The sequence below is a fragment of the Pseudomonas sp. MT92 genome (assembly GCF_058792515.1).
The window spans coordinates 240,409-265,474 of sequence record NZ_JBXAFA010000005.1 but is presented as its reverse complement, the minus strand read 5'-3'; the positions used below and the strand labels follow the sequence as shown (position 1 = coordinate 265,474).

Sequence of the window (25,066 nt, the reverse complement as noted above, 5' to 3'; positions counted from 1 at the left end):
TCCCTAACGACCCGGATGGGCCAGTGGAAAAGCAATGGCAGAGAGATAGACAACACGATGGGCAGATTTGCCCACCGATGTATCAGGAAATTTCACGACGGAATGGCGGCAACGCATTGAGGATCGCCTTGCCATAGCGCTGGGTGACCAGACGCCGGTCAAGCAGGGTGATGGTGCCGCGATCTTCCTCGGTGCGCAGCAGGCGACCGCAGGCCTGGACCAGTTTCAGCGAGGCGTCCGGTACGGAGATTTCCATGAACGGATTGCCGCCACGGGCTTCGATCCATTCGGCCAACGCCGCCTCGACCGGGTCATCCGGCACCGAGAACGGAATTTTGGCGATCACCACGTGCTCGCAATAGGCGCCGGGCAGGTCGACCCCCTCGGCAAAACTCGCCAGGCCGAACAACACGCTGGAGTCCCCGCCATCCACCCGCGCCTTGTGCTTGTTCAGGGTTTCCTGCTTCGACAGGTTGCCTTGAATGAACACTTGCTTGCGCCAGTCGCGGTCCAGGCCGTCGAACACGTCCTGCATCTGCTTGCGAGAGGAAAACAGCACCAGGGTGCCGCGGGAACCTTCGACCAGATCAGGCAAGTCGCGAATGATCGCGGCGGTGTGCGCCGCCGCATCACGGGGGTCGGCATTCAGATTCGGCACCCGCAGCACGCCGGCATCGGCGTGATGAAACGGGCTGGGCACCACGGCAGTCACGGCTTTCTTCGGCAGGCCGGCGCGCATGCGAAAGCGGTCGAAGGTGCCGAGGGCGGTCAAGGTGGCCGAGGTCACGAGCGCACCGTAGGCCACGTTCCACAGGTTGCGTCGCAGCATTTCCGCCGCGAGGATCGGGCTGGCGTTGACTTCGATGTCGAACAGCGAGCCGCTTTCGGCCAGGGTCAGCCAGCGGGCCATCGGTGGGTTGTCTTCCGGGTCTTCAACGGTGAAGGCGGTCCACAACTCCCAATTGCCCGAAGAACGGGACAACAGGCTGCCGAACAGTGGATACCACTCTTCAGCCTGGTTGCTGGCGATACCGATGTTGACTTCGCCGTCCATGCCTTCCTTGAGCAAATCGGTCAGGCGGGTGAACAGGTCGGTCAGGCGGGCGAAGCCTTTTTTCAGCTCGATGCCCATTTCCCGCATGTGTTCGGGAATCACCCCGCCGACGAAACGGTGACGCGGTCGTTCGCGACCTTCAACGTCTTCGCCGGGTTTGAAATCGGCGACTTGCTCGCAGGCGGTGAACATGAACTGCTGCTGGGTCTTGATCTCCCGCGCCAGCTCCGGCACCTGTTCGATCAACTTGCCCAGATCACCGGGCAACGGGTGTTGGGCCAGCAACTTGGTGAGGTTCTTGGCGGTGGTTTCCAGCCAGTCGGCGGTCGAGCGCAGGCGCGTGTAGTGGGCGAAGTGGCCGATGGCCTTGTCCGGCAGGTGATGGCCTTCGTCGAATACGTAAATGGTGTCTCGCGGATCGGGCAGCACCGCGCCACCGCCCAGGGCCAGGTCGGCCAGGACCATGTCGTGGTTGGTGACAATCACATCGACCTTGCCCATGCCTTCGCGGGCCTTATAGAAGGCGCACTGGCCGAAGTTCGGGCAATGACGGTTGGTGCACTGGCTGTGATCGGTGGTCAGGCGCGCCCAGTCGGCGTCTTCCAGTGCGGTGGACCAGCTGTCGCGATCGCCGTCCCATTTATTGCCGGCGAGTTTTTCGATCATGCTGGTAAACAGCTTCTGACTGGCCTCATCGACCTCGATCTTGAAGCCTTCTTCTTCGAACAACTGCGCCGTGGCGGTTTGCGCGTGGCCTTCCTGGAGCAACATGTCGAGCTTGGACAGGCACATGTAGCGCCCGCGCCCCTTGGCCAGCGCGAAACTGAAATTCAGCCCGCTGTTGCGCATCAGGTCAGGCAAGTCCTTGTAGACGATCTGCTCTTGCAGGGCGACGGTGGCCGTGGCGATCACCAGGCGCTTGCCGGCCGCTTTCGCCGTCGGGATGGCGGCCAGGCTGTAAGCGACGGTCTTGCCGGTACCGGTGCCGGCTTCCACCGCGACAATCGCAGGCTCGCCGCTGCGCCGACCTTCGTCGTCGGTGTCGATATCCCCGAGGACCTTGGCCACTTCGGCAATCATCAGGCGTTGGCCATAGCGCGGCTTAAGGCTCTTGGCTTCGAGAAAACGCGAATAGGCGCCCTGGATCGTGGTTTTGAGTTCAGTGCTGATCATGGATTGTCGGGCGCAAAAAACGCTGGATAAATTTTCAGTGGTTCGGAACGACGGCTATCATACCCCGCTAATTAATCCCGCGCAGAACGGAGTACCCCAATGACCGCTTTTAGCCTTGTTTATAGCCTGCATGTCCTCGCCGCACTGGTGTGGGTCGGCGGCATGTTTTTCGCCTGGATGGTCTTGCGCCCTGCGGCTGTGAAAGCACTGGAGGGCCCTGCCCGACTGAAATTGTGGGTAGAAGTGTTTCAAGGTTTTTTCCGCTGGGTCTGGGTGGCGGTCGTGCTGCTGCCCGTCAGCGGTGTGGGCATGCTGCATATGCACTTCAACGGATTTGAAACCGCTCCGCGCTATGTGCAGGTGATGATGGGCTTGTATGTGGTGATGACGGCGCTGTTCATCCGGATTCAGGCGCTGATGCTGCCTGAGTTGCGCACGGCGGTCATTGCACAGGATTGGCCGGCGGGGGCTGCGGTGCTCGGGAAGATTCGGCGCCTGGTGGGGATCAATCTGATTGTCGGGTTGGTGCTGGTGGCGATTGCTGCGGCGCGGCCGATGTTCTAAAAGCATCGCGAGCAAGCTCGCTCCCACAGGTTCGGAGCAATCCCGTGGGAGCAAGCTTGCTCGCGAAGACCATCGATCAGACGACACACACTTCAGAAATTGCTTACAACCGCTGAACCGTCACCGAGCCCGCCGCACCCGCGGGCCCCGGCTGGCCATCGGCGCCAGGTTTGCCGCTTTTGCCGCCATCGGCCTTGTAGATGAAGCAACCCTTGGCCTTACCGCCCGCTCCCGGCTTGCCGCCGGGACCGGCCAAGCCACCGGCTCCGCCAGCGACCTGAACCTTGATTTGTTCGGCGGGATATTCGCGCGGCACTGCCAGCTTGACCAACGCCCCCGGCGCTCCGGGCTGGCCATTACTGCCATCGCTGCCATCGGCACCGCGCCCCGCCTGCCCCCAGGTGCAGCCTGGAGGCTGGCCGTTGGCCCCGTCGAGGCCGACGAATCCCGGCGCTCCCGCACCACCGCGAGCATCCACCAACAATTGCGGCGCCTTCAGTGCCTTGATCTGCAAATTCAGATTACGCCCGGAGCGGGCCGCCTTCTGGTAAGTGCCGGGGGCGCCGCGAGCGGTGATCTGGCTGCCCTCGGCCAACTCGGCACGACTGACTTTCAACTCCAGCGCCTGTTCGCTGGGCACGATAGCGATCCGCGCATCACGGCCCAGGTGCAATTCGCCGACGGTGACCTCGGTTACATTCGACGGAATGAGCAATGTGCCGTAATCAGCCACTTCCAGGCGATCCAGCTGCAAGGTGCTTGCGGTGTTGGGCAAGCGCATCAGCGAGTTGGTTTCAACACTCACCACCTGTGCGCAGGCCAGTGGACTGATGAGTACGGCGAGCAGACAGAGTTTACGCATGGAAAGCCTTCGGTGCAGTCGGAGCGGGAATGGTTTGCAGGTGGAAAACGCCGAAAAAGAGAATGTTCAAGCGATCACGCCAGGGATGGGCGCGCGCCCTGAGGCTGCGGAAGCAGAAGACAATCTCCAGCAGGTGGAGCCCTGCCAGCAGGCTGCCGGCCAGGTTGACCAGCAGGTGCAGCGGATGGATGAACGGCATGAGCAGATTGACCAGCACCACCGACCAGAACAGCAGGGTCAGCAGCTTCCCCAGCCCCCAGAACACCTTCATACGCTCCCCCGAACAGAATTATTATTTGCACGCACAGTAACGGCTTCCACGCGGGATAAGCCAGAGGGCAACCAAAAATTCTTCATGAAGATCGCTGACTGGCTGTCGGGACGACCTGAAAAGTCACCCGACAGCTCTATTTCGAGGTTCAGCGATTGATGTGCAGCTCCACGCGACGGTTTTTCGCGCGGCCTTCATCTGTTTCGTTATCGGCCACAGGCTGGCTTTCGCCTTTGCCTTCGCTGGTGATTTTGTTCGGCGCCACGCCCTGGCTCAGCAGGTATTCGGCGACACTGCTGGCGCGCCGCTGCGAGAGTGCCTGGTTATTAGCATCCGATCCGACGCTGTCGGTGAAGCCAACCACCTTGATGCTGACCACATCGGCGTCTTCCAGCTTGCCCATGATCGAGTCCAGTTGACTCTTCGCGGTGGGTGTCAGCTCGGACTGGTTAAAAGCAAACAGCACATCACCGGCATCACTCAGGGTAATGACCTCCGATTGCGCCGGTTCGGCAGGCTTCACACTGGCCGGGTACTGGGGCAGCGGGCAACCTCGATGATCGACAGGGGTGTTGGCCGGTGTATCAGGGCAGCGATCACGGCGGTCGAAAACGCCATCGCCGTCTTCGTCGCCATCCTGGGCATAGCAAATCAAACCACCGGTCAAAATACCGAGCGCCGCTCCACCGGCCGCCCATCCGCCACTTTCGACAGCGCCAAGGCCTCCGCCGACCAGTCCGCCAATGACGCTGCAGATCGGCCAGGTACGTTGATTGAGGGGAGCAGTGCCGTCACTGTGAGTGGCGCAACCGGTCAACAGGCTGCCAAGTAGCAGAACCGGCAAGACGGTCCGTGTGAATTGGGTCATTTTGAGAAGCTCCTGTGTCACCGGTCAATGCCGGTTACACAGGAGTAAAGACGGGCATCCGCGACTGCACAAGCCGCGGATGCGAGGGACTTAGCGCTGGATTTTGATTTCCGTGCGACGGTTCTGTGCACGGCCGTCGGCGGTTTTGTTATCGGCAACCGGCTGGCTTTCACCGGCACCGGAAACAGACACGAAGTTGCTCCGCGGCACGCCTTGCTGGATGAGGTACTCAACCACCGAGTGGGCGCGTTTGTCCGACAGTTTCTGGTTGTAGCTATCGCTGCCCACGCTGTCAGTATGACCGGTAACGGTCATCCGTGCGGTTGGGGCTTCCGCTTTCAAGCGAGTGGCGATCTTGTCGAGCACCTGCTTGTCAGACGCAGTAAGTGTCGCTTTGTCGAACTGGAAGTGAACATCGCGGATGACAATCGTTTCTTCCTTGACCACCACGGCCTCTTCGACCACTGGTGCAGGTGCTGGTGGTGGGCAACCATCGGCATCGACTTTCACGCCATGAGGCGTGCCCGGGCACTTGTCGCGGCTATCCGGCACACCATCGCCGTCTTCGTCGCCATCCCCGTGAACCCAGCAATAGGCCGCTGCCGTACCACCGACAATCAGCGCGCCATAACCGGCCCAGGAGGAGCTCTCGGTTGCACCGAGACCCGCGCCCACGACACCACCGACGGCCGCACAGGTCGGCCAGTCGGTTTTCTGCAAACCTGCGCAACCAGTCAACACACTGGTTAGCAGAACCAGGGGTAATGCTGTCCGAACTATGCTCATCTAGTTTTCTCCTGAAGGATCGGCTTAGAACCGATTCAGGGAGTAAAGACCGGAGTTTTAATCTCCGCCAGCAATAGGCCATTGCTGTTTTTTCCACTGTTCAGCACTGATCGCCGGTTTTGCGTCAAAGCCGCTCTAGGCTCGGACTCACAGGCAAGCTAGTCTTGGCAGATCTGATTGAGGATCTTTGATGATTGCAGGTAACTCTTCGCGCACGCCGCAGCAGGCGCTGGCCGCTTTGCTCGATCTTTACGCCCCTTCGCGCCTGTTGCTGATCGGCGCCAGCGAATTCCCCGCGCTTGAAGCGTTCAAGCTCGCACACCCCGACAGCTGCGTGGCGCACGCGGCACCCGGGCCGTTACCTGCCGAGCTGGCGGCGCGCCGGTTTGACCTGGCGCTGGTGGTCGATTGCCTTGAGCACCTGCCCAAGCGTGACGGCCTGAATTTGCTCGGTGGTATCCGCAACCTCAATGCCAGTCGCATTGCGGTGCTGGCGGACCTGCCCGCCAGTGGCTGGCAAGAAACGGATTTTTTCTCCCTGGCGCTGCAGGCCAGCGAACGCTTCCAGCGTGACGATCAAGTGCTGACGCTGTTCACCTATGATCTGCTTGACTACAAACAAGTCCCCGACTGGCTCAACTCGCGGTTCTGGGCCAATCCGGAAAACTTCGGGAAATATTGGTGGTAATGCAATGAGTACATCCATTTGCCCTTGCGGCAGCGGCACCCTGCTCGATGCCTGCTGCGGTCATTACCATGCCGGCCACCCGGCTCCTTGCGCCGAAGCCCTGATGCGCTCGCGCTACAGTGCCTACGTGCTTGGCCTGATCGATTATCTGGTGGCCACCACCCTGCCCGCGCAGCAAGCCGGCCTTGATCGGCAATCGATCAGCGACTGGAGCGCACAAAGCACCTGGCTGGGTCTCGAGGTGGAAAGCTCCGAAGTCCTCGGCGGTCAGCCCGAACACGCTTTCGTGACCTTCACCGCGCGCTGGCACGACGGCAGCGGTGAACACAGTCATCGTGAGCGTTCGTCGTTCGTTCAGAACGCCGAACGCTGGTATTTCATCGATCCGACCGTGCCCCTCGTCGTCGGGCGTAACGACGCCTGCCCCTGCGCCAGCGGTCAGAAGTTCAAGAAGTGCTGTTCGGGTTATTTCGGCCGTTGATGTGAATCCAGGGAGCTAGACTGGGCATCAAAGGAGTCCCACCATGCTCAGTCGACGACGCACACTTCAAACACTCATCCTGCTGTTGTTTCTGGGGCTCGGCGGCTGTGCGTCGTGGTTCAGCGACGACGAGCCGGACCCCGAGGTGCATCTGGTCAGGGTTGAAGTCGTGCGAGCCAAACTGTTGGAGCAGCGCTTTGTGTTGCATTTCCGGATCGATAACCCCAACGACAGCGACCTGACGGTGCGAGGCCTGGAATACCGCATTCATCTTGGCGACATTCTGCTGGCCGAGGGCGAGCATGAACACTGGATCACCGTCGGCCCCAAACGCAGCGGTTTTTACAAGGTGCCGATCCGCACCAACCTGTGGCCGAAAGTGAGGGATCTGGTCAAGCAACTGAAAAGTCCCAAGCAACCCGTCCCCTATCGACTGGAAGGCGAAATGGAAACCGGTTTATTCATCGCCCACTACGTGCACCTGGCGCGTAATGGCGTGATAATCCCCGCCGATCTAATTCCGGAGTAACCCCGATGACCCAGCAACCCCATGTTCATGGCCCAGACTGCAACCACGATCACGACCACCATGATCACGACCATGGCCATGTCCACGGCCCGAACTGCGGCCACGCCCACCAGGAACCGGTGCGCAACGCCCTGAAAGACGTCGGCCGCAATGACCCTTGCCCGTGTGGCAACGGCAAGAAGTTCAAGAAGTGCCACGGCGCTTGATGGGTTAGACCCATTTCCCTTGAGGAGTCGGCTTGCTGGCGATCAATGCGACGCGTTTTGTCATACGCACCGCTTCGCTGGCAAGCCAGCTCCCACAGGTTTTCAATCGGCCATCAATATCTGCGCCGAATTGACCACCGTCGCATACTCGCCATGCAAATTCCCCAGCGACATCCCATGTACCTCTTCAGCTGAACGGGCATGCCCGAAAAAGTCGACCTTGTCGAAGGTAAAGCACGCGTCCTCCGCCACCCACGTATCGAACCCCAGATTGCCTGCGGTACGCGCCGTGGACTCCACGGAGTTGTGAGTCGCCACGCCGACGATGATCAATTGTTCGACCCCCGTTTCTCGCAAACACGCCTCCAGCCCCGTCGAGCAAAACGCATCCGGCACCTGTTTTTGAATCAGTCGCTCGCTTGGCAATGGCTGAAACCGCTCCTGAAATTCGACGCCCGATTGTTGTGGCCAGAACACCGAGTCCTCCGAGCGGGACAGGTGTTGCACATGAATGATCGGCCGCCCGCTGCGACGCCAGTGGCCCAAGAGCGCCAGCATGCGATCTTCGGCCCGGGGATTGTTGCGCCGGCCGAGTCTGGGGTGAAGGATGCCTTTTTGCTGATCGATGATGATCAGTGTCGCGTTTTTCTCAAGCTCCATGCTCGCTCTTCTCACGCCAGGTCAGTTGATTTCCTGCACTTCAACATCGGCCCCGGCCAGTGGCAAGCCATCGAATGCAAACGGGATCTCGGACAAAACCTGAAATAACCTTGCCGCCCGCTTGCGCGGCCACCTCCTGCTCACTAACGTAGCGCCTTTACTGACGTTACCGCCCCGCAGGAGCTTTACCATGGCCTCGCCAGCCCTTACACATTTTCTACCCCGGTTCGGCGTTGCCGCAGCAGTTGCAGGTGTTTTGAGCCTGACCGGCTGTCAGAGCTTCAACGCACAGGACTCCGTCCCGCCGACTTCCGGCGTACAGCCGCTCAAAGGCCTGGCGCAGAACGTTTCGGTACGCCGCAATGCCATGGGCATGCCGCTGATCGAAAGCAGCAGCTTCCACGACGCACTGTTCACCCTCGGCTATGTGCACGCCAGCGACCGCATCACGCAAATGGTCACCTTGCGTTTGCTGGCCCAGGGTCGTCTGGCCGAGATGCACGGTTCGGACCTGCTGGACGCCGACCGCTACATGCGCGCGGTCAATCTGAAGAAAAGCGCCGGCGAGCTCTATAAGGCATCGTCGCCACGCCTCAAGCGCTTCTTCGAAGTCTATGCCCGCGGGGTCAACGCTTACCTGTTCCGCTACCGCGACAAGCTGCCGGCGGACCTCGCTTCCAGCGGCTACAAGCCTGAATACTGGCAACCGGAAGACTCGGCGCTGATTTTCTGCCTGCTCAACTTCAGCCAGTCAGCCAACCTGCCCGAAGAGATCTCCACGCTGGTACTGGCCCAAACGGTCTCCACCGACAAACTGCCATGGCTGACCCCATCCGCCCCTGATGAACAATTGCCAGTGGCCGAAAGCGAAAAGCTGCAAGGCATCAAACTCAACGGGCAAGTACCGGGACTGGCTGAAATCAGCAAAGCCACGAGCCAGCTCGCCGAGCTGAATCTGCTCGGCGCCACTTCATCGAACAACTGGGCCATTGCCCCACAACGCAGCCGCAGCGGCAAGAGCCTGCTGGCAAGCGACAGCCATGGGCCGATGGGCGTGCCGTCGTTGTTCAGCTACGTGCAGATTCGCGCACCGAAATACCAGGCATCCGGCGTGACCATCGCCGGGTTGCCGATGGTGCTCGGCGGCTTCAACGGCAAGGTCGCGTGGAGCACGACCAGCGTCATGGGTGATAACCAGGACCTGTTCCTGGAAAAAATCAAACGCCAGGGCAATGGCCTGGCCTACGAAAACGGCGGCAAATGGCAGCCGGCGGTGGTGCGCAACGAAACCTATTTCGTCAAAGGCCAGCGGCCGATTCGCGAAGCGGTGTATGAAACCCGCCACGGCCCCCTGCTCAACAGCGCTCAGGGGTTTGCCCAGGGCAGCGGATTCGGCCTGGCCTTGCAGACGCCGAGCTTCACCGATGACAAAACCCTGGATGCGTTTTTTGACCTGTCCCGCTCGCAGAATGTCGAGAAGGCGTCGGACGCCAGCCGAGAGATCCGCGCCATTGCGCTGAACCTGGTGTTTGCCGATGCCAGCAACATTGGCTGGCAAGTCACCGGTCGCTACCCGAACCGTCGCGAAGGCGAAGGCCTGTTGCCCTCACCAGGCTGGGAAGGTCGCTACGATTGGGATGGCTACGCCGACCCGATGCTGCACCCCTACGATCAAGACCCGGCCCAGGGCTGGCTCGGCACCGCGAACCAACGGGTCATCCCCCATGGCTACGGCATGCAATTGTCTAACTCCTGGTCGGCACCGGAACGCGGCGAACGTCTGGCTGAGCTGGCCGGGGTGGGCAAGCATGACACCCGCAGCCTGATCGCGATGCAGTACGACCAGACCACCACCTTCGCCGCCAAATTAAAGAAAATGTTCGCAGCGCCGGGCATGTCCCAACCGCTCAAACAAGCCATCGCGGCTTTGCCCGCAGCGGATGGAGCCAAGGCACGCGAAGCGTTCACCCGTTTGATGACGTTCGATGGCAAACTCAGCCCGACCTCCGCCGATGCGGCGATCTACGAGCTGTTCCTGCAGGAAAGCGCCAAGCAGATTTTCCTTGATGAACTGGGGCCAGAAAGCAGCCCGGCATGGAAGGCCTTTATCGCCAACGGCAAGTTGTCCTATGCCGCGCAGGCCGATCACCTGCTGGGCCGCGAAGACAGCCCGTTTTGGGATGACGTGCGCACCGCGCAGAAAGAAGACAAGCCAACGATTCTCGCGCGCAGCCTGGCAGCCGCGATCAGCGCCGGGGACAGTCAACTGGGCGGCGACCACAAAGCCTGGCAGTGGGGCAAACTGCACCGCTACGAATGGAAGAATGCCACTGGCCAGACCGTGCGCGGTCCGTTGCCGGCCGGCGGCGATCACACCACGCTCAACACGGCTGCGTTCGCCTGGGGCCAGGACTTCAACACCACGCTGGCGCCTGCCATGCGCTTTATCGTCGACTTCGGCCAGGCCGAACCGCTGATGGGCCAGAATGCCACCGGCCAGTCCGGTAACCCGGCCAGCCCGAATTACCTGAACGGCATCGAGCCGTGGCTGAAAGGTCAGTATCAGAGCTTGCCGATGCAGCCGCAAAACTTTGACAAGGTGTACGGGACCAAACGATTGACCCTGACACCTGGCAAGTAAACCCATTCCCTGTGGCGAGGGAGCTTGCTCCCGCCGGGCTGCGAAACGGCCCTTGAATCTGTCCACGCGGCACATCCGTCAAACGTCACTGTCGCGTTTACGGCTGCTGCGCAGTCGAGCGACAGCAAGCGCCCTCGCCATAGGGCTTCGCCACATTCGACCTAAAAAAGTGCAGGCTTCCCACGTCGCCCAATTTCGTGCACTAATCCCTTCCGGCAATTTCCTGAACACCTTTTAAAACGCTTGTTCGGCACTCTGGTTCGGAAATTGCTACTTTCATTAAGTCTTACGCTCACCAGTAACAATAATTCTGCGCCACAAGCGCTCATATTGGTTCTTAGGGATTGAATAATGAAAAAAGCATTGCTGACCCTTTCTGCACTGGCATTGTGCGTTGCCGCTGGCTCCGCGCTGGCAAAGGAATACAAGGAATTGCGTTTTGGCGTTGACCCTTCCTACGCACCGTTCGAGTCGAAAGCGGCCGACGGCAGCCTGGTCGGTTTCGACATCGATCTGGGGAACGCAATCTGCGCCGAGCTGAAGGTCAAGTGCAAATGGGTCGAGAGCGATTTCGACGGCATGATTCCTGGCCTGAAGGCCAATAAATTCGACGGTGTGATCTCTTCGATGACCGTCACTCCGGCCCGCGAAAAAGTCATCGACTTCTCCAGCGAACTGTTCTCCGGCCCAACCGCTTACGTGTCCAAGAAAGGTTCTGGCATCACGGCAGACGTCGCGTCGCTCAAAGGCAAAACCGTCGGCTACGAGCAAGGCACCATTCAGGAAGCCTATGCCAAAGCCGTTCTGGACAAGGCTGGCGTGAAAACCCAGGCCTATCAGAACCAGGACCAGGTGTACTCCGACCTGACTTCCGGTCGTCTCGACGCCGGGATCCAGGACATGCTGCAAGCCGAACTGGGCTTCCTGAAATCGCCAAACGGCGCCGATTACGAAATCAGCAAGCCGGTCGACAGCGAACTGCTGCCAGCCAAGACAGCGGTCGGTATTAAGAAAGGTAACACCGAGCTGAAAGCCCTTTTGGATAAAGGTATCAAAGCGTTACACGATGATGGCACCTACGCCACCATTCAGAAGAAACACTTTGGCGATCTGAATCTGTACAGCGGCAAATAATGCCCGGCGCCCATTTCGCGATGGGCGCTTTTTTCTTCCGATCAGGTTGCTGATTTATGTTTGAAAACCTCCTACAAAATCTGGGGCTCTCAGCCTTCAGCCTCAAGGGCTTCGGTCCGTTGCTGATGGAAGGCACCTGGATGACCATCAAATTATCGGCGATGTCGCTGCTGGTGGCCGTATTGCTCGGCCTGCTCGGCGCCAGTGCCAAACTGTCAAAAGTCAAACTGCTGCGCTTGCCTGCCCAGTGCTACACCACGCTGATTCGCGGGGTGCCGGATCTGGTGCTGATGCTCCTGATTTTCTACAGCCTGCAAACCTGGCTGACATCGTTCACCGACTACATGGAATGGGAATACATCGAGATCAACCCGTTCAGCGCCGGTGTTTTGACCCTGGGCTTCATTTACGGCGCGTACTTCACCGAAACGTTCCGCGGCGCGATCCTCGCCGTGCCTCGCGGCCAGGTTGAAGCCGCCACCGCCTACGGTCTCAAACGCGGCCAGCGTTTCCGCATCGTGGTGTTCCCGCAGATGATGCGCTACGCCCTGCCGGGTATCGGCAACAACTGGATGGTCATGCTCAAGGCCACCGCGCTGGTATCGATCATTGGCCTGGCTGACCTGGTCAAGGCCGCGCAGGACGCCGGTAAAAGCAGCTACCAGCTGTTCTATTTCCTGGTACTCGCCGCCCTGATCTACCTGGCGATCACCAGTGCCTCCAACTTCATTCTGCGCTGGCTGGAACGCCGCTATGCCGCCGGGACACGGGAGGCCGTGCGATGATCGAACTCCTTCAGGAATACTGGAAAGCCTTTCTCTACACCGACGGCCAGAACATCACCGGCCTGGCCATGACCCTGTGGCTGCTCAGCGCGTCGATCTTCTTCGGTTTCATCGTATCGATTCCGCTATCCATCGCCCGGGTCTCACCGCACTCCTACATTCGCTGGCCGGTGCAGTTCTACACCTACCTGTTCCGGGGCACACCACTCTATATCCAGCTGCTGATCTGCTACACCGGTATCTACAGCCTGGCCGCCGTGCGTGCGCAACCGCTGCTGGACAGTTTTTTCCGCGACGCAATGAACTGCACCATCCTGGCGTTCGCCCTGAATACTTGCGCCTATACCACGGAGATTTTCGCCGGGGCGATTCGCAGCATGAACCACGGTGAAGTCGAAGCGGCCAAGGCTTACGGCCTGACAGGCTGGAAGCTGTATGCCTACGTGATCATGCCTTCGGCCCTGCGTCGCTCGTTGCCCTACTACAGCAACGAAGTGATTCTGATGCTGCACTCGACCACCGTGGCGTTCACCGCGACCATCCCGGACATCCTGAAAGTCGCTCGGGATGCCAACTCGGCGACCTTCCTGACCTTCCAGTCGTTCGGCATCGCCGCACTGATCTACCTGACCGTCACCTTTGCGCTGGTCGGCCTGTTCCGTCTCGCCGAACGCCGATGGCTGGCCTTCCTCGGGCCGACCCACTAGGACTTCTCGCACATGCGCCACCAGATACATGACTTGCTGTCCCCGCTGCCGGGGACCGCACGACAGATCCACAGTTTTCACTTCGGGCCGCAACCGGCCAACGGCAAGATCTACATCCAGTCCTCCCTTCACGCCGATGAAATGCCCGGCATGCTGGTGGCCTGGCACCTCAAGCAACGCCTGGCGGAGCTGGAAGCCGCCGGCCGCCTGCGCAGCGAAATCGTTCTGGTTCCGGTGGCCAATCCGGTCGGCCTGGAGCAAGTGCTGATGGATGTACCGCTGGGCCGCTACGAGCTGGAAAGCGGTCAGAATTTCAACCGCTGGTTCGTCGATCTGAGCGAAGAGGTCGGCAACGAGATCGAGGGCCGACTGGGCGATGACCCGCAGCACAACCTCGAACTGATTCGTGACAGTTTGCGTAATGCACTTGCCCGGCAGACCGCCAGCACCCAGTTGCAATCCCAGCGCCTGACCCTGCAGCGGCTGGCCTGCGATGCCGACATGGTGCTGGACCTGCATTGCGATTTCGAAGCCGTCGCGCACCTGTACACCACACCGGATGCATGGCCCCAGGTCGAGCCTCTGGCCCGCTACATCGGTGCCGAGGCCAGCCTGTTGGCCACTGACTCCGGCGGGCAGTCGTTCGACGAATGCTTCACCTTGCTCTGGTGGCAGTTGAAAGAGCGCTTCGGCGAACATTTCGACATTCCGGCGGGCAGCTTTTCGGTGACCGTCGAACTGCGCGGCCAGGGTGACGTCAACCACCCGCTGGCCAGCCTGGACAGTCAGGCGCTGATCGATTACCTGATTCATTTCGGCGCGATCACCGGTGAGCCGGCGCCCATGCCCGAGCTGCCCTACCCGGCCACACCGCTGGCGGCTGTCGAACCCGTGGCCACGCCCGTCGGCGGCTTGCTGGTGTTCACTGCGCTGCCAGGGGAATACCTGGAAGCCGGGCAATTGATCGCTGAAATCATTGACCCGATCGCGGATCGCGTCACCCCCGTTCATTGCACCGCCGCCGGGTTGATGTACGCCCGCTCGCTGCGCCGCATGGCCACTGCCGGCATGGTAATCGCCCATGTCGCGGGCACCGAAGCCTATCGCAGCGGCTACCTACTTTCGCCTTGAGGATGCCTGTTCCATGTACAAACTGACCATCGAAGGCCTGCATAAAAGCTACGGCGATCATCAGGTGCTCAAAGGCGTTTCGCTCAAGGCCAACACCGGCGACGTCATCAGCCTGATCGGCGCCAGCGGCTCGGGTAAAAGTACCTTTCTGCGCTGCATCAACTTTCTCGAACAACCCAACGACGGCGCCATGAGCCTCGACGGCCAGGCGATCCGCATGATCAAGGATCGACACGGCATGCATGTCGCCGATCCCGATGAGCTGCAACGGATCCGTACCCGCCTGGCCATGGTGTTCCAGCACTTCAACTTGTGGAGCCACATGACCGTGCTGGAAAACATCACCATGGCCCCGCGCCGGGTGCTGGGGTGCAGCAAGCAGGAAGCCGAAGACCGCGCACGACGCTATCTGGACAAGGTTGGCCTGGCAGCGCGGGTGGCGGACCAATATCCGGCATTCCTCTCCGGCGGCCAGCAACAGCGGGTGGCCATTGCCAGGGCGCTGGCCATGGAGCCGGAGGTCATGCTGTTCGATGAGCCGACTTCGGCACTCGACCCGGAGCTGGTGGGTGAGGTGCTACGCGTAATCCAGGGCCTGGCCGAAGAAGGCCGGACCATGATCATGGTGACCCACGAAATGAGCTTCGCCCGCAAGGTCTCGAGCCAGGTGCTGTTCCTGCATCAGGGCCTGGTGGAAGAGGAAGGCGCGCCGGAAGATGTGCTGGGCAATCCGAAGAGTGAGCGATTGAAGCAATTCCTCAGCGGTAACCTGAAATAAACGCCGAACGAAAAAAGGGGAGCCGCATTCCCGGCTCCCCTCGCTCAAACATCAAGCACTCGCATCGTGCTCAAGCCTGAAACGGCCATTGGTCACTTCCAGACCGTCTGCATCTATCCCACTGAAGCTTCCGGCAAACTGCGCATCTCCACCCACGGTCAAATCAAGTGCGCCTCGATACAACTCGGCTTCGGAGTTGCCCGTCACATGGATAACCATGGGGGACCGCTCACTAAGCCCCAGACTGAAGCTGCCACTCTGGATTCCAACCGGCAGATAGACATAAAACGCTGTCCCCTTCCCGTTATCAGCCTCGATACAGTGGATGCCTGGCCGATCATGGAAGTAGAGTCCGTGCGTCACGCGAAACGGTAGTGGATCGCCGGCCGTGCTCACATCGGCGCTTAAGTGCCCCGATCGATTTGTACTCATCTGAATGTCCTTTTCATAGGCGGAATAACTGCCCGCCGCCGACCTTTTCCAAAAAGTCGCAGAACGAGCAACGCCGGAATAAAAACACGGCCGGATCGGAAATAGGTTTCGACGACGATTACAGTTATTGCAGGATATGAGTCGATCAACACTGGAGCGAACTTCGCCCGCGCCGACGCACAAGCAGCAGCGCTTTCGATGCGTTTGCTGGTGACCATGAAGTCCGCCGGGACAACAACTGTAGGATCTTTGTCATCGGCGACAACGAAATATGGTCAGTCAGCTGAAGTCTTCACAGACCTCAGCTGACTGACCATTCATTTTTCTGCGCAGGCAATCAGGCCACAGGGGCGGGAGGCGGCTCATCCGGCAGGGTGGGCTCACCGGGCTCGGTGGGCTGTTCGTTGGGGGTATCGGGATCAGGCTGGCCGGGGATGCCTCCTGCCATGCTGATCGGAGGGTGTGCCAACAAGGACCAGGCCAGGACGCCAACCTGATTGGGCTCAAGCCTTGCCAGTTCGGCACTTATTCGCGGGTCGATCTTCATAAAGCACTCCTGAGCGATGGTCCGGTCCGCGTTGCGCGAATCAGAGCAGTACACTCCATAGAGTGTACGCTCGCCCAGGAATTCCCACGGTTCGTCAGACGGCTGACTCAGGTCCGCGGCAGGGTCACGCCACGCTGGCCCTGATACTTGCCGCCACGGTCCTTGTAAGACACTTCACACTCTTCGTCAGACTCAAGGAACAGCATCTGTGCCACGCCTTCATTGGCGTAGATTTTCGCCGGCAGGTTGGTGGTGTTGGAAAATTCCAGGGTCACGTGACCTTCCCACTCAGGCTCGAGCGGCGTGACGTTGACGATGATGCCGCAACGCGCGTAGGTACTTTTACCCAGGCAAATGGTCAGCACATTGCGTGGAATGCGGAAGTATTCGACGGTGCTGGCCAGGGCGAAGGAGTTCGGTGGAATGATGCATACGTCGCTGTGGATGTCGACGAAGCTGCCAGCATCGAAGTTTTTCGGGTCGACGATAGCCGAATTGATGTTGGTGAACACCTTGAAATGATTGGTGCAACGCACATCGTAGCCGTAGCTGGACACACCATAGGAGATCACACGGCTATCGTCGCTGCCGCGCACCTGACGCTCCACGAAGGGCTCGATCATGCCGTGCTCTTGCGCCATGCGGCGAATCCACTTGTCCGATTTGATGCTCATGGCGGGTGTCCTGAATAGCGAGGTGGAAAAAATCTGTCCGGCATCTTACCGGGGCACGCCCTTGGGTTCAAAGACCGGGGCACAATTCTCGACAATCATCCGAAATCACTGACCCCTTGAAACAATCGGATGCACCGTCGATCACGAAAACCAAGAAACCTTCGCAAGAAACATTGGCACGTTCCGGAAAAAGGGTTAAGGTGGCGTCACTGTGCTGCTTGTGTCACTGAGAATCTCTACACGATATGTTGAATTTCGATCCAACCATCTACAAGAATTTTTCCTGCTCTTTGCACTCAGTCTCGGCCAGGGTTCTTCCTGAGTCGCAGTTATCTTTGTTCAAGGAGTTACACCATGTCTAATCGCCAAACCGGTACCGTTAAGTGGTTCAACGATGAAAAAGGCTTCGGCTTCATCACTCCACAATCCGGTGACGACCTGTTCGTTCACTTCAAAGCTATCCAATCCGACGGCTTCAAAAGCCTGAAAGAAGGCCAACAGGTTTCTTTCATCGCTACCCGCGGTCAGAAAGGCATGCAAGCTGAAGAAGTTCAAGTTATCTAACTTGTACTTGCTTTAGTAAAAAGCCCCGCTCTCAACAGCGGGGCTTTTTTGTGCCTGCGTGTTTTTCCAGGCATAGAAAAACGCAGCCGAAGCTGCGTATTTCAGCACTTACCAAGTCACGCCAAACCCTGCGGTGTAACGGGTCTTACTCAAGTCAGCCTCATCGGAACCACTGACAATATCCCTCTCGGCCTTCAGGTTCAGCGACGCCCAGTCGGTCACTTTATAGCGCAGCCCCATCTCGGCATCGAGCGCGTAGTCGGCCACGCCCGACAACGGCTTGGCCACCTCACCACTGGTGAAAAACTCCACCTTCTTGCCAATCAGGTAACGGTTGTAATCCCATTTCATGGCCAGGGAATAGAAATTCTCCTTGCTGCCGTCGCGGTACTCATAATCGGTGCGATTGACCAGCGACCCCAGGGAAAATGCACCTAATTCGTCATCCCAGAACTGATAGCCAGGACCGGTACCCACGGTACGCTGACGAGACAGGTCTTCTACCTTGTCGCGCTTGTAAACCAGACGACCTTCCCAGAACCATTTGTCGGTGATGAAGCGGTCGAGGGAGTATTCAGCTCGCCAGTTGTCCGTAGTGACAACGTCATCCTGGAACTCGCGGTTGTATTCGCCTTCCGCGATGTGCCGCCAACGACCATGGCGGGCAGTGGTCTTGAAGTCGATGTCGTAATCATCGGTATCTTTGTCCGCACGCTGGTAATCCAGGGCCGCGTCGATATTGCCCTTCCATACCAAGTCTTCGACCACCGGCTTGGGTTTGAGGATCTGTTGGACACTGGCCAGCTCGACTGTCTTGGGAGCCTCGCCATTGGCCAAAATGACCTTGCCATCCTCCGCAGCATGCAACGACTTGGCCTTCTCGCCGGTGTAGGCGTCCTGCTTGACCAACAGTTCCTGATCACTTTCCAGTGTTTTGACCTGCTTCCAGTCAATGGGGACCGCGCCGGCGTATTCGGTCTGGATCAACAGCTTGCCACCATCGAACAGAATGATCTTGCCACTCAACTTGTCACCGTTCTTCAACCACACGGTATCCGCGAGCAAGGGGGTAGAAGCACTGACGATGGCGAGACACAACACGGTTCTGGAGAACATAAGCAAATACAGGCTCAGGTACGCGAAAAGAATTGGCCCTATTCGCAGGAATAAGGCCCTGGGTAGGACTGACCCCGACCCTATCTATTGAGTTCATTTCTCAATGGACGATCAAGGATTTACTCTACAGACGGTACTGCGAACTTTTTCAGGAACCCCGGACGTGATCGAACCAACCAATGGCACCGAGAGTGCGGCACAAATCCGACGCACGGCGCTCTACCTGACACTCGCACAAGTGCCGGAGGGCAAAGTGGTGAGTTATGGCCAATTGGCCGAACTGGCCGGACTGGGGCGCGCCGCCCGCTGGGTCGGTCGGACACTGAGCCAGTTGCCCGGCGACAGCAAATTACCCTGGCACCGCGTACTCGCCGCCGGCGGGCGCATCAGCCTGCCCGCGGGCAGTCCATCCGGGGACGAACAACGCGCCCGATTGCGCATGGAGGGCATCAGTATCCTGAACAATCGTGTTGATATTCAGCGTCATGGCTGGCGCCCGGTAGAGCACAGCGGTTAGAGTGCGCGCTTTGTTTCCGTATTTCTTGAGGCAGACTCCAGCCCATGCCCCGTAAAACCTGGCGCGCCGCGCTCGCCGCATATGCCAGCCCCTCGACGCTTGTACTGTTACTGCTGGGTTTCGCCGCCGGCCTGCCGTACATGCTGGTGTTCTCGACTCTTTCGGTCTGGCTGCGCGAAGCCGGTGTGGCTCGCGAAACCATCGGCTATGCAAGCCTGATCGGTCTGGCCTATGCCTTCAAATGGGTCTGGTCGCCTCTGCTCGACCAATGGCGCCTGCCCCTGCTGGGCAAACTCGGTCGACGACGCTCCTGGCTTGTTTTGTCGCAATCACTGGTGATCCTCGGCCTGATCGGGATGGGCTTTTGCGACCCGCAAAAACACCTTTCCTGGCTGATCGCCATCGCGGTCATTGTCGCATTCGCCTCGGCAACGCAAGACATCGCCGTGGACGCCTACCGCCTGGAGATCGCCGAAGACAGTCGCCAGGCCGCCCTCGCCGCCAGTTACATGTCCGGCTATCGGATTGCCGCTTTGCTGGCGACGGCAGGCGCCCTGTTCTTCGCCGAAGGCTTCGGCTCCACCGGTTTCAACTATCAGCACTCCGCCTGGACCGGCACCTACGTGCTGTTCGGCGCCCTGATGATACCGGCGCTGCTGACTTCCCTCTTCATGCGCGAACCACCGGTCCCGCTGCGCACCCAGCTGCAGGCCGGGCGTTATAGCTTCGCGCATCAACTGGCTTCAGTGTTCGTACTGATCGTACTGCTGGTGTCCGTCCCGGCGATGTTTACCCAGCTCTACAACACCGACTTTGCCAGCGTGCTCTTCCATGGCGTGAGCCTGCTCGATCTGCTGCTCGAAGACCGCGCGTTCCTTCGGGCAATTCTCTATACCACGCTGACTGCGCTGTGCCTGTCGACCATGGGCCGCCGTGGCCTCGCGCCAGTGCTGACGCCGGTCAACGACTTCATTCTGCGTTACCGCTGGCAAGCCCTGCTGCTGCTTGGGCTGATCGCCACCTATCGGATGTCCGATACGGTCATGGGTGTGATGGCCAACGTCTTCTACATCGACCAGGGCTTTACCAAAGATCAGATTGCCAGCGTCAGCAAAATATTCGGCCTGGTCATGACGCTGGTGGGCGCCGGCATGGGCGGCCTGCTGATCGTGCGTTTTGGCATCCTGCCGATCCTGTTCATCGGCGGAGCCGCATCGGCGGGAACCAACCTGTTGTTCCTGATGCTCGCGGACATGGGCCCCAACCTGAACATGCTGATCGTCACCATTTCACTGGATAACTTCAGCTCCGGCATGGCGACTTCAGCCTTCGTCGCCTACCTGTCGAGCCTGACCAACCTGAAGTTCTCAGCCACCCAATATGCCCTGCTCAGCTCGATCATGCTCTTGCTGCCACGCCTGATCGGCGGCTACTCAGGCGTCATGGTGGAGAAATTCGGCTACCACAACTTCTTCCTGATCACCGCCGTGCTGGGCGTTCCGACCCTGGTATTGATCGCCTTGCACTGGTTCCAGGAGAGCCGCCGCGCAGGACCGACACCGACGCCGGAACCGGTTCCGACCCAGGTCGCGGAGGAATCGTAAGAAATACGCAGGAAACCTTGCAGAGGGCGCATAGATTCCCGCCCTCCTGCCACACCGCCGGCCGCACTTCTGTACGACAGCGGATCTCGCCCGTACAATGCTCCGTCATTTCTCGTCATCAGCAACCGACAACGGCCAACCATGCGCACCAGTCAATTTTTGCTCGCCACACAGAAAGAAACGCCTTCCGATGCGGTCGTGATCAGCCACCAGCTGATGCTGCGCGCCGGCATGATCCGCAAACTCGCCTCGGGCCTGTATACATGGCTGCCGATGGGCTTGCGAGTAATGCGCAAGGTCGAAGCCGTCGTTCGTGAAGAAATGAACGCTGCCGGCTCGCTTGAAGTGTTGATGCCGAGCACTCAACCGGCAGAACTGTGGCAGGAATCCGGTCGCTGGGAAGAGTACGGCCCTGAATTGCTGCGCTTCAAGGATCGTCATGGTCGCGATTTCTGCGCCGGCCCGACCCACGAAGAAGTCATCACCGATCTGATGCGCAACGAGTTGAGCAGCTACAAGCAGCTGCCGATCAACCTCTACCAGATCCAGACCAAGTTTCGTGACGAAATCCGCCCACGCTTTGGTTTGATGCGCGGCCGCGAATTCATCATGAAGGACGCCTATTCGTTCCACGCTGACCAGCCATCGCTGCAGGTCACCTACGACCGCATGCATCAGGCGTACTGCAACGTGTTCACCCGTCTGGGCCTGAAATTCCGCCCGGTTGAAGCCGATAACGGCTCCATTGGCGGTGCCGGCTCCCACGAATTCCACGTACTGGCCGAGTCCGGCGAAGACGATATCGTCTTCAGCAATGGTTCCGACTACGCCGCGAACATCGAGAAGGCTGAAGCCGTACCGCGCGAAACCTCCCGCGCAGCACCGACTGAAGAACTGCGCCTGGTCGACACGCCGAACGCCAAGACCATCGCGCAACTGGTCGAAGGCTTCAACCTGCCGATCGAGAAGACCATCAAGACCCTGGTGGTTCACGCTGAAGAGAAAGGCAAGCTGATTGCCCTGATCATCCGTGGCGACCATGAACTGAACGAAATCAAGGCCGCTAACCAACCGGGCGTTGCCAGCCCGCTGGTCATGGCTTCCGAAACCGAACTGCGCGACGCCATCGGCGCCGGCGCCGGCTCCCTCGGCCCGCTGAACCTGCCACTGCCTATCATCATCGACCGCTCGGTCGAGCTGATGAGCGACTTCGGCATCGGTGCGAACATCGACGACAAGCACTATTTCGGCGTGAACTGGGAACGCGACCTGCCGGTTCCGACCGTTGCCGACCTGCGTAACGTCGTCAGCGGCGACCCAAGCCCGGATGGCAAAGGCACCCTGGAAATCAAGCGCGGCATCGAAGTCGGGCATATCTTCCAGCTGGGCAACAAGTACAGCAAAGCGATGAAGTGCGAAGTGCTGGGCGAGAACGGCAAGCCGATCACCCTGGAAATGGGCTGCTACGGCATTGGTGTTTCCCGCGTGGTTGCCGCTGCCATCGAGCAGAACAACGACGAAAAAGGGATCATCTGGAGCGACGCGCTCGCACCGTTCCAGGTCGCCCTGGTACCACTGCGCTACGAAACCGAGCTGGTTCGCGAAGCCACCGACAAGCTGTATGCAGAACTGACTGCAGCCGGCTTCGAAGTGCTGCTGGACGACCGCGACAAGAAAACCAGCCCGGGCATCAAGTTCGCGGACATGGAGCTGATCGGCATTCCTCACCGGATCGTGGTCAGTGACCGCGGCCTCGCCGAAGGCAACCTGGAATACAAGAGCCGTACCGAGGCCGAGCCGCAAGCGCTGCCGGTCGCTGACGTACTGTCTTTCCTGCAGGCCCGTATCCGCCGCTGAAACCAGATAGAGACGTCATGTTCAAGCGAAACACCTTAGGCCTCGGTGGTGCTGCCCTGTGCGGCACCCTGCTGGTCAGCGGCTGTGCCAATCACATGTCACAACGCAGCGAGCACGAGGAACGTGTCGAGCGCAAATTGCTCGATCACAGCCTGCAGATCGATGTCGGCGAGCCCAAGGTGCTTGAGCTCCCGCAACGCCGGGTAAAGATCCACGAGCAGAAGACCTTCGAAGTCACCGAGTTCGAAGTCACCCGTCATTACGATCGCTATACGCCTTATCAACCCTGGCGGGAGATCTACGAGATCCCGCTGGGTGCAGTGGCGGTGGTGGGCGGCGTGGGCGCGAACGTGGTTAACGTGTTTGCCCTGGGCAATCTTCCCGACAGCATGACCAAGGACTGGCTCAGCTACGGTTTCGCCGGACTCAACCCGTTCATGAACGTCCAATCCAACGGTCGTGCGCAACAGAACCTGGCCGGTATCGATGAAGTCCAGCGCGACAAGCGTAAGGAATACTCAAGCCTGCCGTGGAGCGAACGCCCGGTCGAGGTCAAGGCCGGCAAGGAAACCTTCGAACTGACCACCGACAAAAATGGCGTCTTGCGCCTGAATCTGCTGGACAGCCCGTTCGCCGAATATGACCTCAATCATCTGGGTAAGCTGCAGATCAGCGTCGATGACTCAAAGGGCGATGTGCATAGCGATTCGTCCCTGGCGCTCAGCAGCACGCTGCGCGGCAAATTGCTCGAAGCTCATGGCCTGATTTACGACGACCTCGAAGACGACGAAGTGAGCCAATGGGTACACCGGGTCAAACGCCTGTCGGAACTGGGGCTGGAGGAAGAAGCCAGTGAACTGGAACAAAGCCTGATCGAACTGACCCGTAACGATCCCGAACTGCAGACCGAATTCCTCAAGGCACTGACCAAGGATGCCGGACGACTGGTAGCAGATCCGGGGCCGAACTAAACGCTCAGAGCATCGCGGGCAAATCGAATCGCCCGCGAAGGGGCCTGGGAGGCACCCTGGAACTACCGCTCAAACAACTCCATCTGCTCGAACCCGCCGCGCAAATCCTCCAGCCTCACTCCCACACCCAACAATCGCACCGGCTTACCGCCGCGATTGAACGCCTGGGTCAGCATCAACTGATAACTGCCCAAATCCCGCCCTGCCCCGGCCTGCTCCAGTGTGGTTTGGGTAAAGTCATGAAACTTCACTTTGACGAACGGCTTGCCTGGCCGATAGCTGCTGTCGATTCGCTCCATGCGGGTTTTCAGGGTTTCCAGCAGTTCTGGCAACTTATCCAGGCAACTCCGCAAATCGGGCAGATCGACATCGTAGGTATTTTCGACACTGATCGACTGTCGGCGACTGTCGTTATGCACCAGGCGTTCGTCAATCCCACGGGCCAGACTCCAGAGTCGCTCACCAAAACTGCCGAATTCGCGCACCAGCGCCAACTTTTCCCACTCGCGCAATTGCAGACAATCGGCAATTCCGAGTTTGGCCAACTTATCCGCAGTGACCTTGCCGACCCCGTGCAACTTGTTCACCGGCAAGCCGCTGACAAAGTCTTCGACCTGATCCGGCGTGATGACAAACAAACCGTTGGGCTTTTTCCAGTCGCTGGCGATTTTGGCCAAAAATTTGTTCGGCGCCACGCCTGCTGAAACGGTGATATGCAACTGATTGGACACTCGTCGGCGAATATCCTGGGCAATTCGCGTGGCACTGCCGCCGAAATGCGCGCTGTCCGACACATCGAGATAGGCCTCATCCAGGGAGAGCGGCTCGATGATGTCGGTGTAATCGCGAAAAATCGTGTGAATTTCCTTGGACGCCTCTCTGTAGGCATCCATTCGCGGCCTGACGATGGTCAGGTCCGGACACAGCTTCAACGCATGCCCGGAGGACATCGCCGAGCGCACACCGTAAGCCCGCGCTTCGTAATTACAGGTCGCGATCACTCCACGCCGATCCGCCGACCCACCTACCGCCAGGGGTTTACCGGCCAGGCGCGGGTCGTCACGCATCTCGATGGCGGCGTAGAAACAGTCACAATCAACGTGGATGATTTTTCGCTGGGTCATATCAACGCGGTGTTCAGGGTGGAGAAACGGCGTCATGCCGTGTCAGACGGCCAGTATCTCACTGACACCTGTATATAGCACCAGTAGTCGGAATGTTCTTTTCCAATCGTAGGAAAGCCGCCGACAAATTTATTTTTTCAATCGAATTACTTACGCCAATAGAGCTGAAAGCCTTGCCACGCCTGCCTTCCAGCCCTGCCACATACCGTCAAAAGCAAGCTAAGCGATTGAACAGAAACAGGTTTTATCGAAATTTATGATTGACACGCTGACGTATCTCTATAGAATGCCGATCCACAGACGCGGGATGGAGCAGTCTGGTAGCTCGTCGGGCTCATAACC

The 25,066-nt window shown here is 59.2% G+C and carries 27 protein-coding genes; 16 read left to right on the top strand and 11 right to left on the bottom strand.

The features are described 5' to 3' along the window. Positions 1-82: 82 nt before the first annotated feature. Positions 83-2,227, bottom strand: a complete 2,145-nt coding sequence (dinG, locus tag AC1Q6D_RS11620; RefSeq protein WP_047526450.1) for an ATP-dependent DNA helicase DinG — start codon at positions 2,225-2,227, stop codon at positions 83-85. A gap of 99 nt (positions 2,228-2,326) precedes the next feature. Between dinG and AC1Q6D_RS11615 the strand changes: the two genes are divergently transcribed. Then, a complete protein-coding gene (locus AC1Q6D_RS11615) occupies positions 2,327-2,791 on the top strand; it encodes a CopD family protein (protein ID WP_103403561.1) in 465 nt (154 codons plus the stop codon). 103 nt (positions 2,792-2,894) lie between these two features. On the opposite strand, the gene AC1Q6D_RS11610 is transcribed toward AC1Q6D_RS11615, so the two are convergent. From AC1Q6D_RS11610 to AC1Q6D_RS11595, 4 genes are all read right to left on the bottom strand, one after another. Then, entirely contained in the window at positions 2,895-3,653 is a 759-nt protein-coding gene (locus AC1Q6D_RS11610) for a collagen-like triple helix repeat-containing protein (protein ID WP_047526448.1), read from the bottom strand. Then, positions 3,646-3,924, bottom strand: coding sequence for a DUF1145 domain-containing protein (locus tag AC1Q6D_RS11605; protein ID WP_103403562.1), 279 nt, complete (start codon positions 3,922-3,924; stop codon positions 3,646-3,648). The genes AC1Q6D_RS11610 and AC1Q6D_RS11605 overlap by 8 nt, the downstream gene beginning before the upstream one ends. A gap of 148 nt (positions 3,925-4,072) precedes the next feature. Further along, positions 4,073-4,792, bottom strand: coding sequence for a PA1041 family peptidoglycan-binding anchor lipoprotein (locus AC1Q6D_RS11600; protein ID WP_103403563.1), 720 nt, complete (start codon positions 4,790-4,792; stop codon positions 4,073-4,075). 90 nt (positions 4,793-4,882) lie between these two features. Further along, the gene (locus AC1Q6D_RS11595; protein WP_103403564.1) at positions 4,883-5,578 is read right to left on the bottom strand and encodes a PA1041 family peptidoglycan-binding anchor lipoprotein; all 696 of its coding nucleotides are present in this window, start codon (positions 5,576-5,578) and stop codon (positions 4,883-4,885) included. A 190-nt stretch (positions 5,579-5,768) separates the two neighbouring features. Here AC1Q6D_RS11595 and AC1Q6D_RS11590 point away from each other — a divergent pair, with 190 nt between their 5' ends. Genes AC1Q6D_RS11590 through AC1Q6D_RS11575 form a run of 4 tightly spaced genes read left to right on the top strand, consistent with a single transcriptional unit; the run spans position 5,769 to position 7,482 of the window. Next, positions 5,769-6,266, top strand: a complete 498-nt coding sequence (locus AC1Q6D_RS11590; RefSeq protein WP_103403565.1) for a DUF6231 family protein — start codon at positions 5,769-5,771, stop codon at positions 6,264-6,266. 4 nt (positions 6,267-6,270) lie between these two features. After that, positions 6,271-6,747 (top strand): YchJ family protein, encoded by a 477-nt coding sequence (locus tag AC1Q6D_RS11585; protein ID WP_090467491.1) that lies wholly within the window; start codon positions 6,271-6,273, stop codon positions 6,745-6,747. Positions 6,748-6,790: 43 nt separating this feature from the next. Beyond that, positions 6,791-7,276, top strand: a complete 486-nt coding sequence (locus tag AC1Q6D_RS11580; RefSeq protein ID WP_103403566.1) for an LEA/WHy family protein — start codon at positions 6,791-6,793, stop codon at positions 7,274-7,276. Positions 7,277-7,281: 5 nt separating this feature from the next. After that, positions 7,282-7,482: an SEC-C metal-binding domain-containing protein gene (locus tag AC1Q6D_RS11575; protein WP_034146774.1), complete on the top strand. Its 201-nt coding sequence runs from the start codon at positions 7,282-7,284 to the stop codon at positions 7,480-7,482. A gap of 102 nt (positions 7,483-7,584) precedes the next feature. Here the strand turns inward: AC1Q6D_RS11575 and AC1Q6D_RS11570 are convergent, their stop codons facing one another. After that, the gene (locus AC1Q6D_RS11570; RefSeq protein WP_103403567.1) at positions 7,585-8,142 is read right to left on the bottom strand and encodes a cysteine hydrolase family protein; all 558 of its coding nucleotides are present in this window, start codon (positions 8,140-8,142) and stop codon (positions 7,585-7,587) included. A gap of 190 nt (positions 8,143-8,332) precedes the next feature. On the opposite strand from AC1Q6D_RS11570, the gene AC1Q6D_RS11565 reads away from it, so the two are divergent. The 6 genes from AC1Q6D_RS11565 to AC1Q6D_RS11540 all read left to right on the top strand — a co-directional run bounded on the left by AC1Q6D_RS11565 (position 8,333) and on the right by AC1Q6D_RS11540 (position 15,318). Continuing rightward, positions 8,333-10,783, top strand: coding sequence for a penicillin acylase family protein (locus AC1Q6D_RS11565; protein ID WP_103403568.1), 2,451 nt, complete (start codon positions 8,333-8,335; stop codon positions 10,781-10,783). 351 nt (positions 10,784-11,134) lie between these two features. Next, complete coding sequence (locus AC1Q6D_RS11560) at positions 11,135-11,917, top strand: transporter substrate-binding domain-containing protein (protein WP_047526433.1); 783 nt, start codon at positions 11,135-11,137, stop codon at positions 11,915-11,917. Positions 11,918-11,973: 56 nt separating this feature from the next. Further along, complete coding sequence (locus tag AC1Q6D_RS11555) at positions 11,974-12,702, top strand: ABC transporter permease (protein WP_090467485.1); 729 nt, start codon at positions 11,974-11,976, stop codon at positions 12,700-12,702. Further along, positions 12,699-13,409: an ABC transporter permease gene (locus AC1Q6D_RS11550; RefSeq protein WP_047526431.1), complete on the top strand. Its 711-nt coding sequence runs from the start codon at positions 12,699-12,701 to the stop codon at positions 13,407-13,409. The genes AC1Q6D_RS11555 and AC1Q6D_RS11550 overlap by 4 nt, the downstream gene beginning before the upstream one ends. Positions 13,410-13,421: 12 nt before the next feature. Beyond that, positions 13,422-14,540 carry a succinylglutamate desuccinylase/aspartoacylase family protein gene (locus AC1Q6D_RS11545; protein WP_103403569.1) on the top strand — a complete coding sequence of 373 codons (1,119 nt, stop codon included), beginning with the start codon at positions 13,422-13,424 and terminating at the stop codon, positions 14,538-14,540. Positions 14,541-14,553: 13 nt separating this feature from the next. Further along, on the top strand, positions 14,554-15,318 hold the full coding sequence (locus AC1Q6D_RS11540) for an ABC transporter ATP-binding protein (protein ID WP_047526429.1): 765 nt from the start codon (positions 14,554-14,556) through the stop codon (positions 15,316-15,318). A gap of 51 nt (positions 15,319-15,369) precedes the next feature. Here AC1Q6D_RS11540 and AC1Q6D_RS11535 read toward each other — a convergent pair whose 3' ends face one another. The 3 genes from AC1Q6D_RS11535 to dcd all read right to left on the bottom strand — a co-directional run bounded on the left by AC1Q6D_RS11535 (position 15,370) and on the right by dcd (position 16,971). Then, positions 15,370-15,750: a hypothetical protein gene (locus AC1Q6D_RS11535; RefSeq protein ID WP_103403570.1), complete on the bottom strand. Its 381-nt coding sequence runs from the start codon at positions 15,748-15,750 to the stop codon at positions 15,370-15,372. Positions 15,751-16,087: 337 nt separating this feature from the next. After that, a complete protein-coding gene (locus AC1Q6D_RS11530) occupies positions 16,088-16,297 on the bottom strand; it encodes a hypothetical protein (protein ID WP_017336784.1) in 210 nt (69 codons plus the stop codon). A 107-nt stretch (positions 16,298-16,404) separates the two neighbouring features. After that, the gene (dcd, locus tag AC1Q6D_RS11525) at positions 16,405-16,971 is read right to left on the bottom strand and encodes a dCTP deaminase (RefSeq protein WP_007904652.1); all 567 of its coding nucleotides are present in this window, start codon (positions 16,969-16,971) and stop codon (positions 16,405-16,407) included. 354 nt (positions 16,972-17,325) lie between these two features. On the opposite strand from dcd, the gene AC1Q6D_RS11520 reads away from it, so the two are divergent. Further along, positions 17,326-17,535: a cold-shock protein gene (locus AC1Q6D_RS11520; RefSeq protein WP_002554837.1), complete on the top strand. Its 210-nt coding sequence runs from the start codon at positions 17,326-17,328 to the stop codon at positions 17,533-17,535. 108 nt (positions 17,536-17,643) lie between these two features. Here AC1Q6D_RS11520 and AC1Q6D_RS11515 read toward each other — a convergent pair whose 3' ends face one another. Then, on the bottom strand, positions 17,644-18,651 hold the full coding sequence (locus AC1Q6D_RS11515) for a DUF481 domain-containing protein (protein ID WP_103403571.1): 1,008 nt from the start codon (positions 18,649-18,651) through the stop codon (positions 17,644-17,646). Positions 18,652-18,814: 163 nt separating this feature from the next. On the opposite strand from AC1Q6D_RS11515, the gene AC1Q6D_RS11510 reads away from it, so the two are divergent. The 4 genes from AC1Q6D_RS11510 to AC1Q6D_RS11495 all read left to right on the top strand — a co-directional run bounded on the left by AC1Q6D_RS11510 (position 18,815) and on the right by AC1Q6D_RS11495 (position 23,600). After that, a complete protein-coding gene (locus AC1Q6D_RS11510; protein ID WP_103403572.1) occupies positions 18,815-19,168 on the top strand; it encodes an MGMT family protein in 354 nt (117 codons plus the stop codon). Positions 19,169-19,212: 44 nt separating this feature from the next. Then, the gene (locus AC1Q6D_RS11505) at positions 19,213-20,772 is read left to right on the top strand and encodes an AmpG family muropeptide MFS transporter (protein WP_103403573.1); all 1,560 of its coding nucleotides are present in this window, start codon (positions 19,213-19,215) and stop codon (positions 20,770-20,772) included. A gap of 141 nt (positions 20,773-20,913) precedes the next feature. Beyond that, positions 20,914-22,629 carry a proline--tRNA ligase gene (locus AC1Q6D_RS11500; RefSeq protein WP_103403574.1) on the top strand — a complete coding sequence of 572 codons (1,716 nt, stop codon included), beginning with the start codon at positions 20,914-20,916 and terminating at the stop codon, positions 22,627-22,629. A gap of 17 nt (positions 22,630-22,646) precedes the next feature. Beyond that, a complete protein-coding gene (locus AC1Q6D_RS11495) occupies positions 22,647-23,600 on the top strand; it encodes a hypothetical protein (protein WP_090467476.1) in 954 nt (317 codons plus the stop codon). A 62-nt stretch (positions 23,601-23,662) separates the two neighbouring features. Here the strand turns inward: AC1Q6D_RS11495 and dinB are convergent, their stop codons facing one another. After that, complete coding sequence (gene dinB / locus AC1Q6D_RS11490; RefSeq protein WP_090467474.1) at positions 23,663-24,724, bottom strand: DNA polymerase IV; 1,062 nt, start codon at positions 24,722-24,724, stop codon at positions 23,663-23,665. Positions 24,725-25,066: the final 342 nt, after the last annotated feature.

Bases quoted from the DNA above. Each gene is read 5' to 3' on its own strand.
- dcd (WP_007904652.1), bottom strand. From the start codon at position 16,971: ATGAGCATCAAATCGGACAAGTGGATTCGCCGCATGGCGCAAGAGCAC.
- AC1Q6D_RS11535 (WP_103403570.1), bottom strand. From the start codon at position 15,750: ATGAGTACAAATCGATCGGGGCACTTAAGCGCCGATGTGAGCACGGCC.
- AC1Q6D_RS11495 (WP_090467476.1), top strand. From the start codon at position 22,647: ATGTTCAAGCGAAACACCTTAGGCCTCGGTGGTGCTGCCCTGTGCGGC.
- dinB (WP_090467474.1), bottom strand. From the start codon at position 24,724: ATGACCCAGCGAAAAATCATCCACGTTGATTGTGACTGTTTCTACGCC.
- AC1Q6D_RS11565 (WP_103403568.1), top strand. From the start codon at position 8,333: ATGGCCTCGCCAGCCCTTACACATTTTCTACCCCGGTTCGGCGTTGCC.
- AC1Q6D_RS11615 (WP_103403561.1), top strand. From the start codon at position 2,327: ATGACCGCTTTTAGCCTTGTTTATAGCCTGCATGTCCTCGCCGCACTG.
- AC1Q6D_RS11555 (WP_090467485.1), top strand. From the start codon at position 11,974: ATGTTTGAAAACCTCCTACAAAATCTGGGGCTCTCAGCCTTCAGCCTC.
- AC1Q6D_RS11560 (WP_047526433.1), top strand. From the start codon at position 11,135: ATGAAAAAAGCATTGCTGACCCTTTCTGCACTGGCATTGTGCGTTGCC.
- AC1Q6D_RS11505 (WP_103403573.1), top strand. From the start codon at position 19,213: ATGCCCCGTAAAACCTGGCGCGCCGCGCTCGCCGCATATGCCAGCCCC.
- AC1Q6D_RS11595 (WP_103403564.1), bottom strand. From the start codon at position 5,578: ATGAGCATAGTTCGGACAGCATTACCCCTGGTTCTGCTAACCAGTGTG.
- AC1Q6D_RS11570 (WP_103403567.1), bottom strand. From the start codon at position 8,142: ATGGAGCTTGAGAAAAACGCGACACTGATCATCATCGATCAGCAAAAA.
- AC1Q6D_RS11580 (WP_103403566.1), top strand. From the start codon at position 6,791: ATGCTCAGTCGACGACGCACACTTCAAACACTCATCCTGCTGTTGTTT.
- AC1Q6D_RS11545 (WP_103403569.1), top strand. From the start codon at position 13,422: ATGCGCCACCAGATACATGACTTGCTGTCCCCGCTGCCGGGGACCGCA.
- AC1Q6D_RS11575 (WP_034146774.1), top strand. From the start codon at position 7,282: ATGACCCAGCAACCCCATGTTCATGGCCCAGACTGCAACCACGATCAC.
- AC1Q6D_RS11515 (WP_103403571.1), bottom strand. From the start codon at position 18,651: ATGTTCTCCAGAACCGTGTTGTGTCTCGCCATCGTCAGTGCTTCTACC.
- AC1Q6D_RS11590 (WP_103403565.1), top strand. From the start codon at position 5,769: ATGATTGCAGGTAACTCTTCGCGCACGCCGCAGCAGGCGCTGGCCGCT.
- AC1Q6D_RS11550 (WP_047526431.1), top strand. From the start codon at position 12,699: ATGATCGAACTCCTTCAGGAATACTGGAAAGCCTTTCTCTACACCGAC.
- AC1Q6D_RS11540 (WP_047526429.1), top strand. From the start codon at position 14,554: ATGTACAAACTGACCATCGAAGGCCTGCATAAAAGCTACGGCGATCAT.
- AC1Q6D_RS11500 (WP_103403574.1), top strand. From the start codon at position 20,914: ATGCGCACCAGTCAATTTTTGCTCGCCACACAGAAAGAAACGCCTTCC.
- AC1Q6D_RS11600 (WP_103403563.1), bottom strand. From the start codon at position 4,792: ATGACCCAATTCACACGGACCGTCTTGCCGGTTCTGCTACTTGGCAGC.
- dinG (WP_047526450.1), bottom strand. From the start codon at position 2,227: ATGATCAGCACTGAACTCAAAACCACGATCCAGGGCGCCTATTCGCGT.
- AC1Q6D_RS11520 (WP_002554837.1), top strand. From the start codon at position 17,326: ATGTCTAATCGCCAAACCGGTACCGTTAAGTGGTTCAACGATGAAAAA.
- AC1Q6D_RS11530 (WP_017336784.1), bottom strand. From the start codon at position 16,297: ATGAAGATCGACCCGCGAATAAGTGCCGAACTGGCAAGGCTTGAGCCC.
- AC1Q6D_RS11610 (WP_047526448.1), bottom strand. From the start codon at position 3,653: ATGCGTAAACTCTGTCTGCTCGCCGTACTCATCAGTCCACTGGCCTGC.
- AC1Q6D_RS11585 (WP_090467491.1), top strand. From the start codon at position 6,271: ATGAGTACATCCATTTGCCCTTGCGGCAGCGGCACCCTGCTCGATGCC.
- AC1Q6D_RS11605 (WP_103403562.1), bottom strand. From the start codon at position 3,924: ATGAAGGTGTTCTGGGGGCTGGGGAAGCTGCTGACCCTGCTGTTCTGG.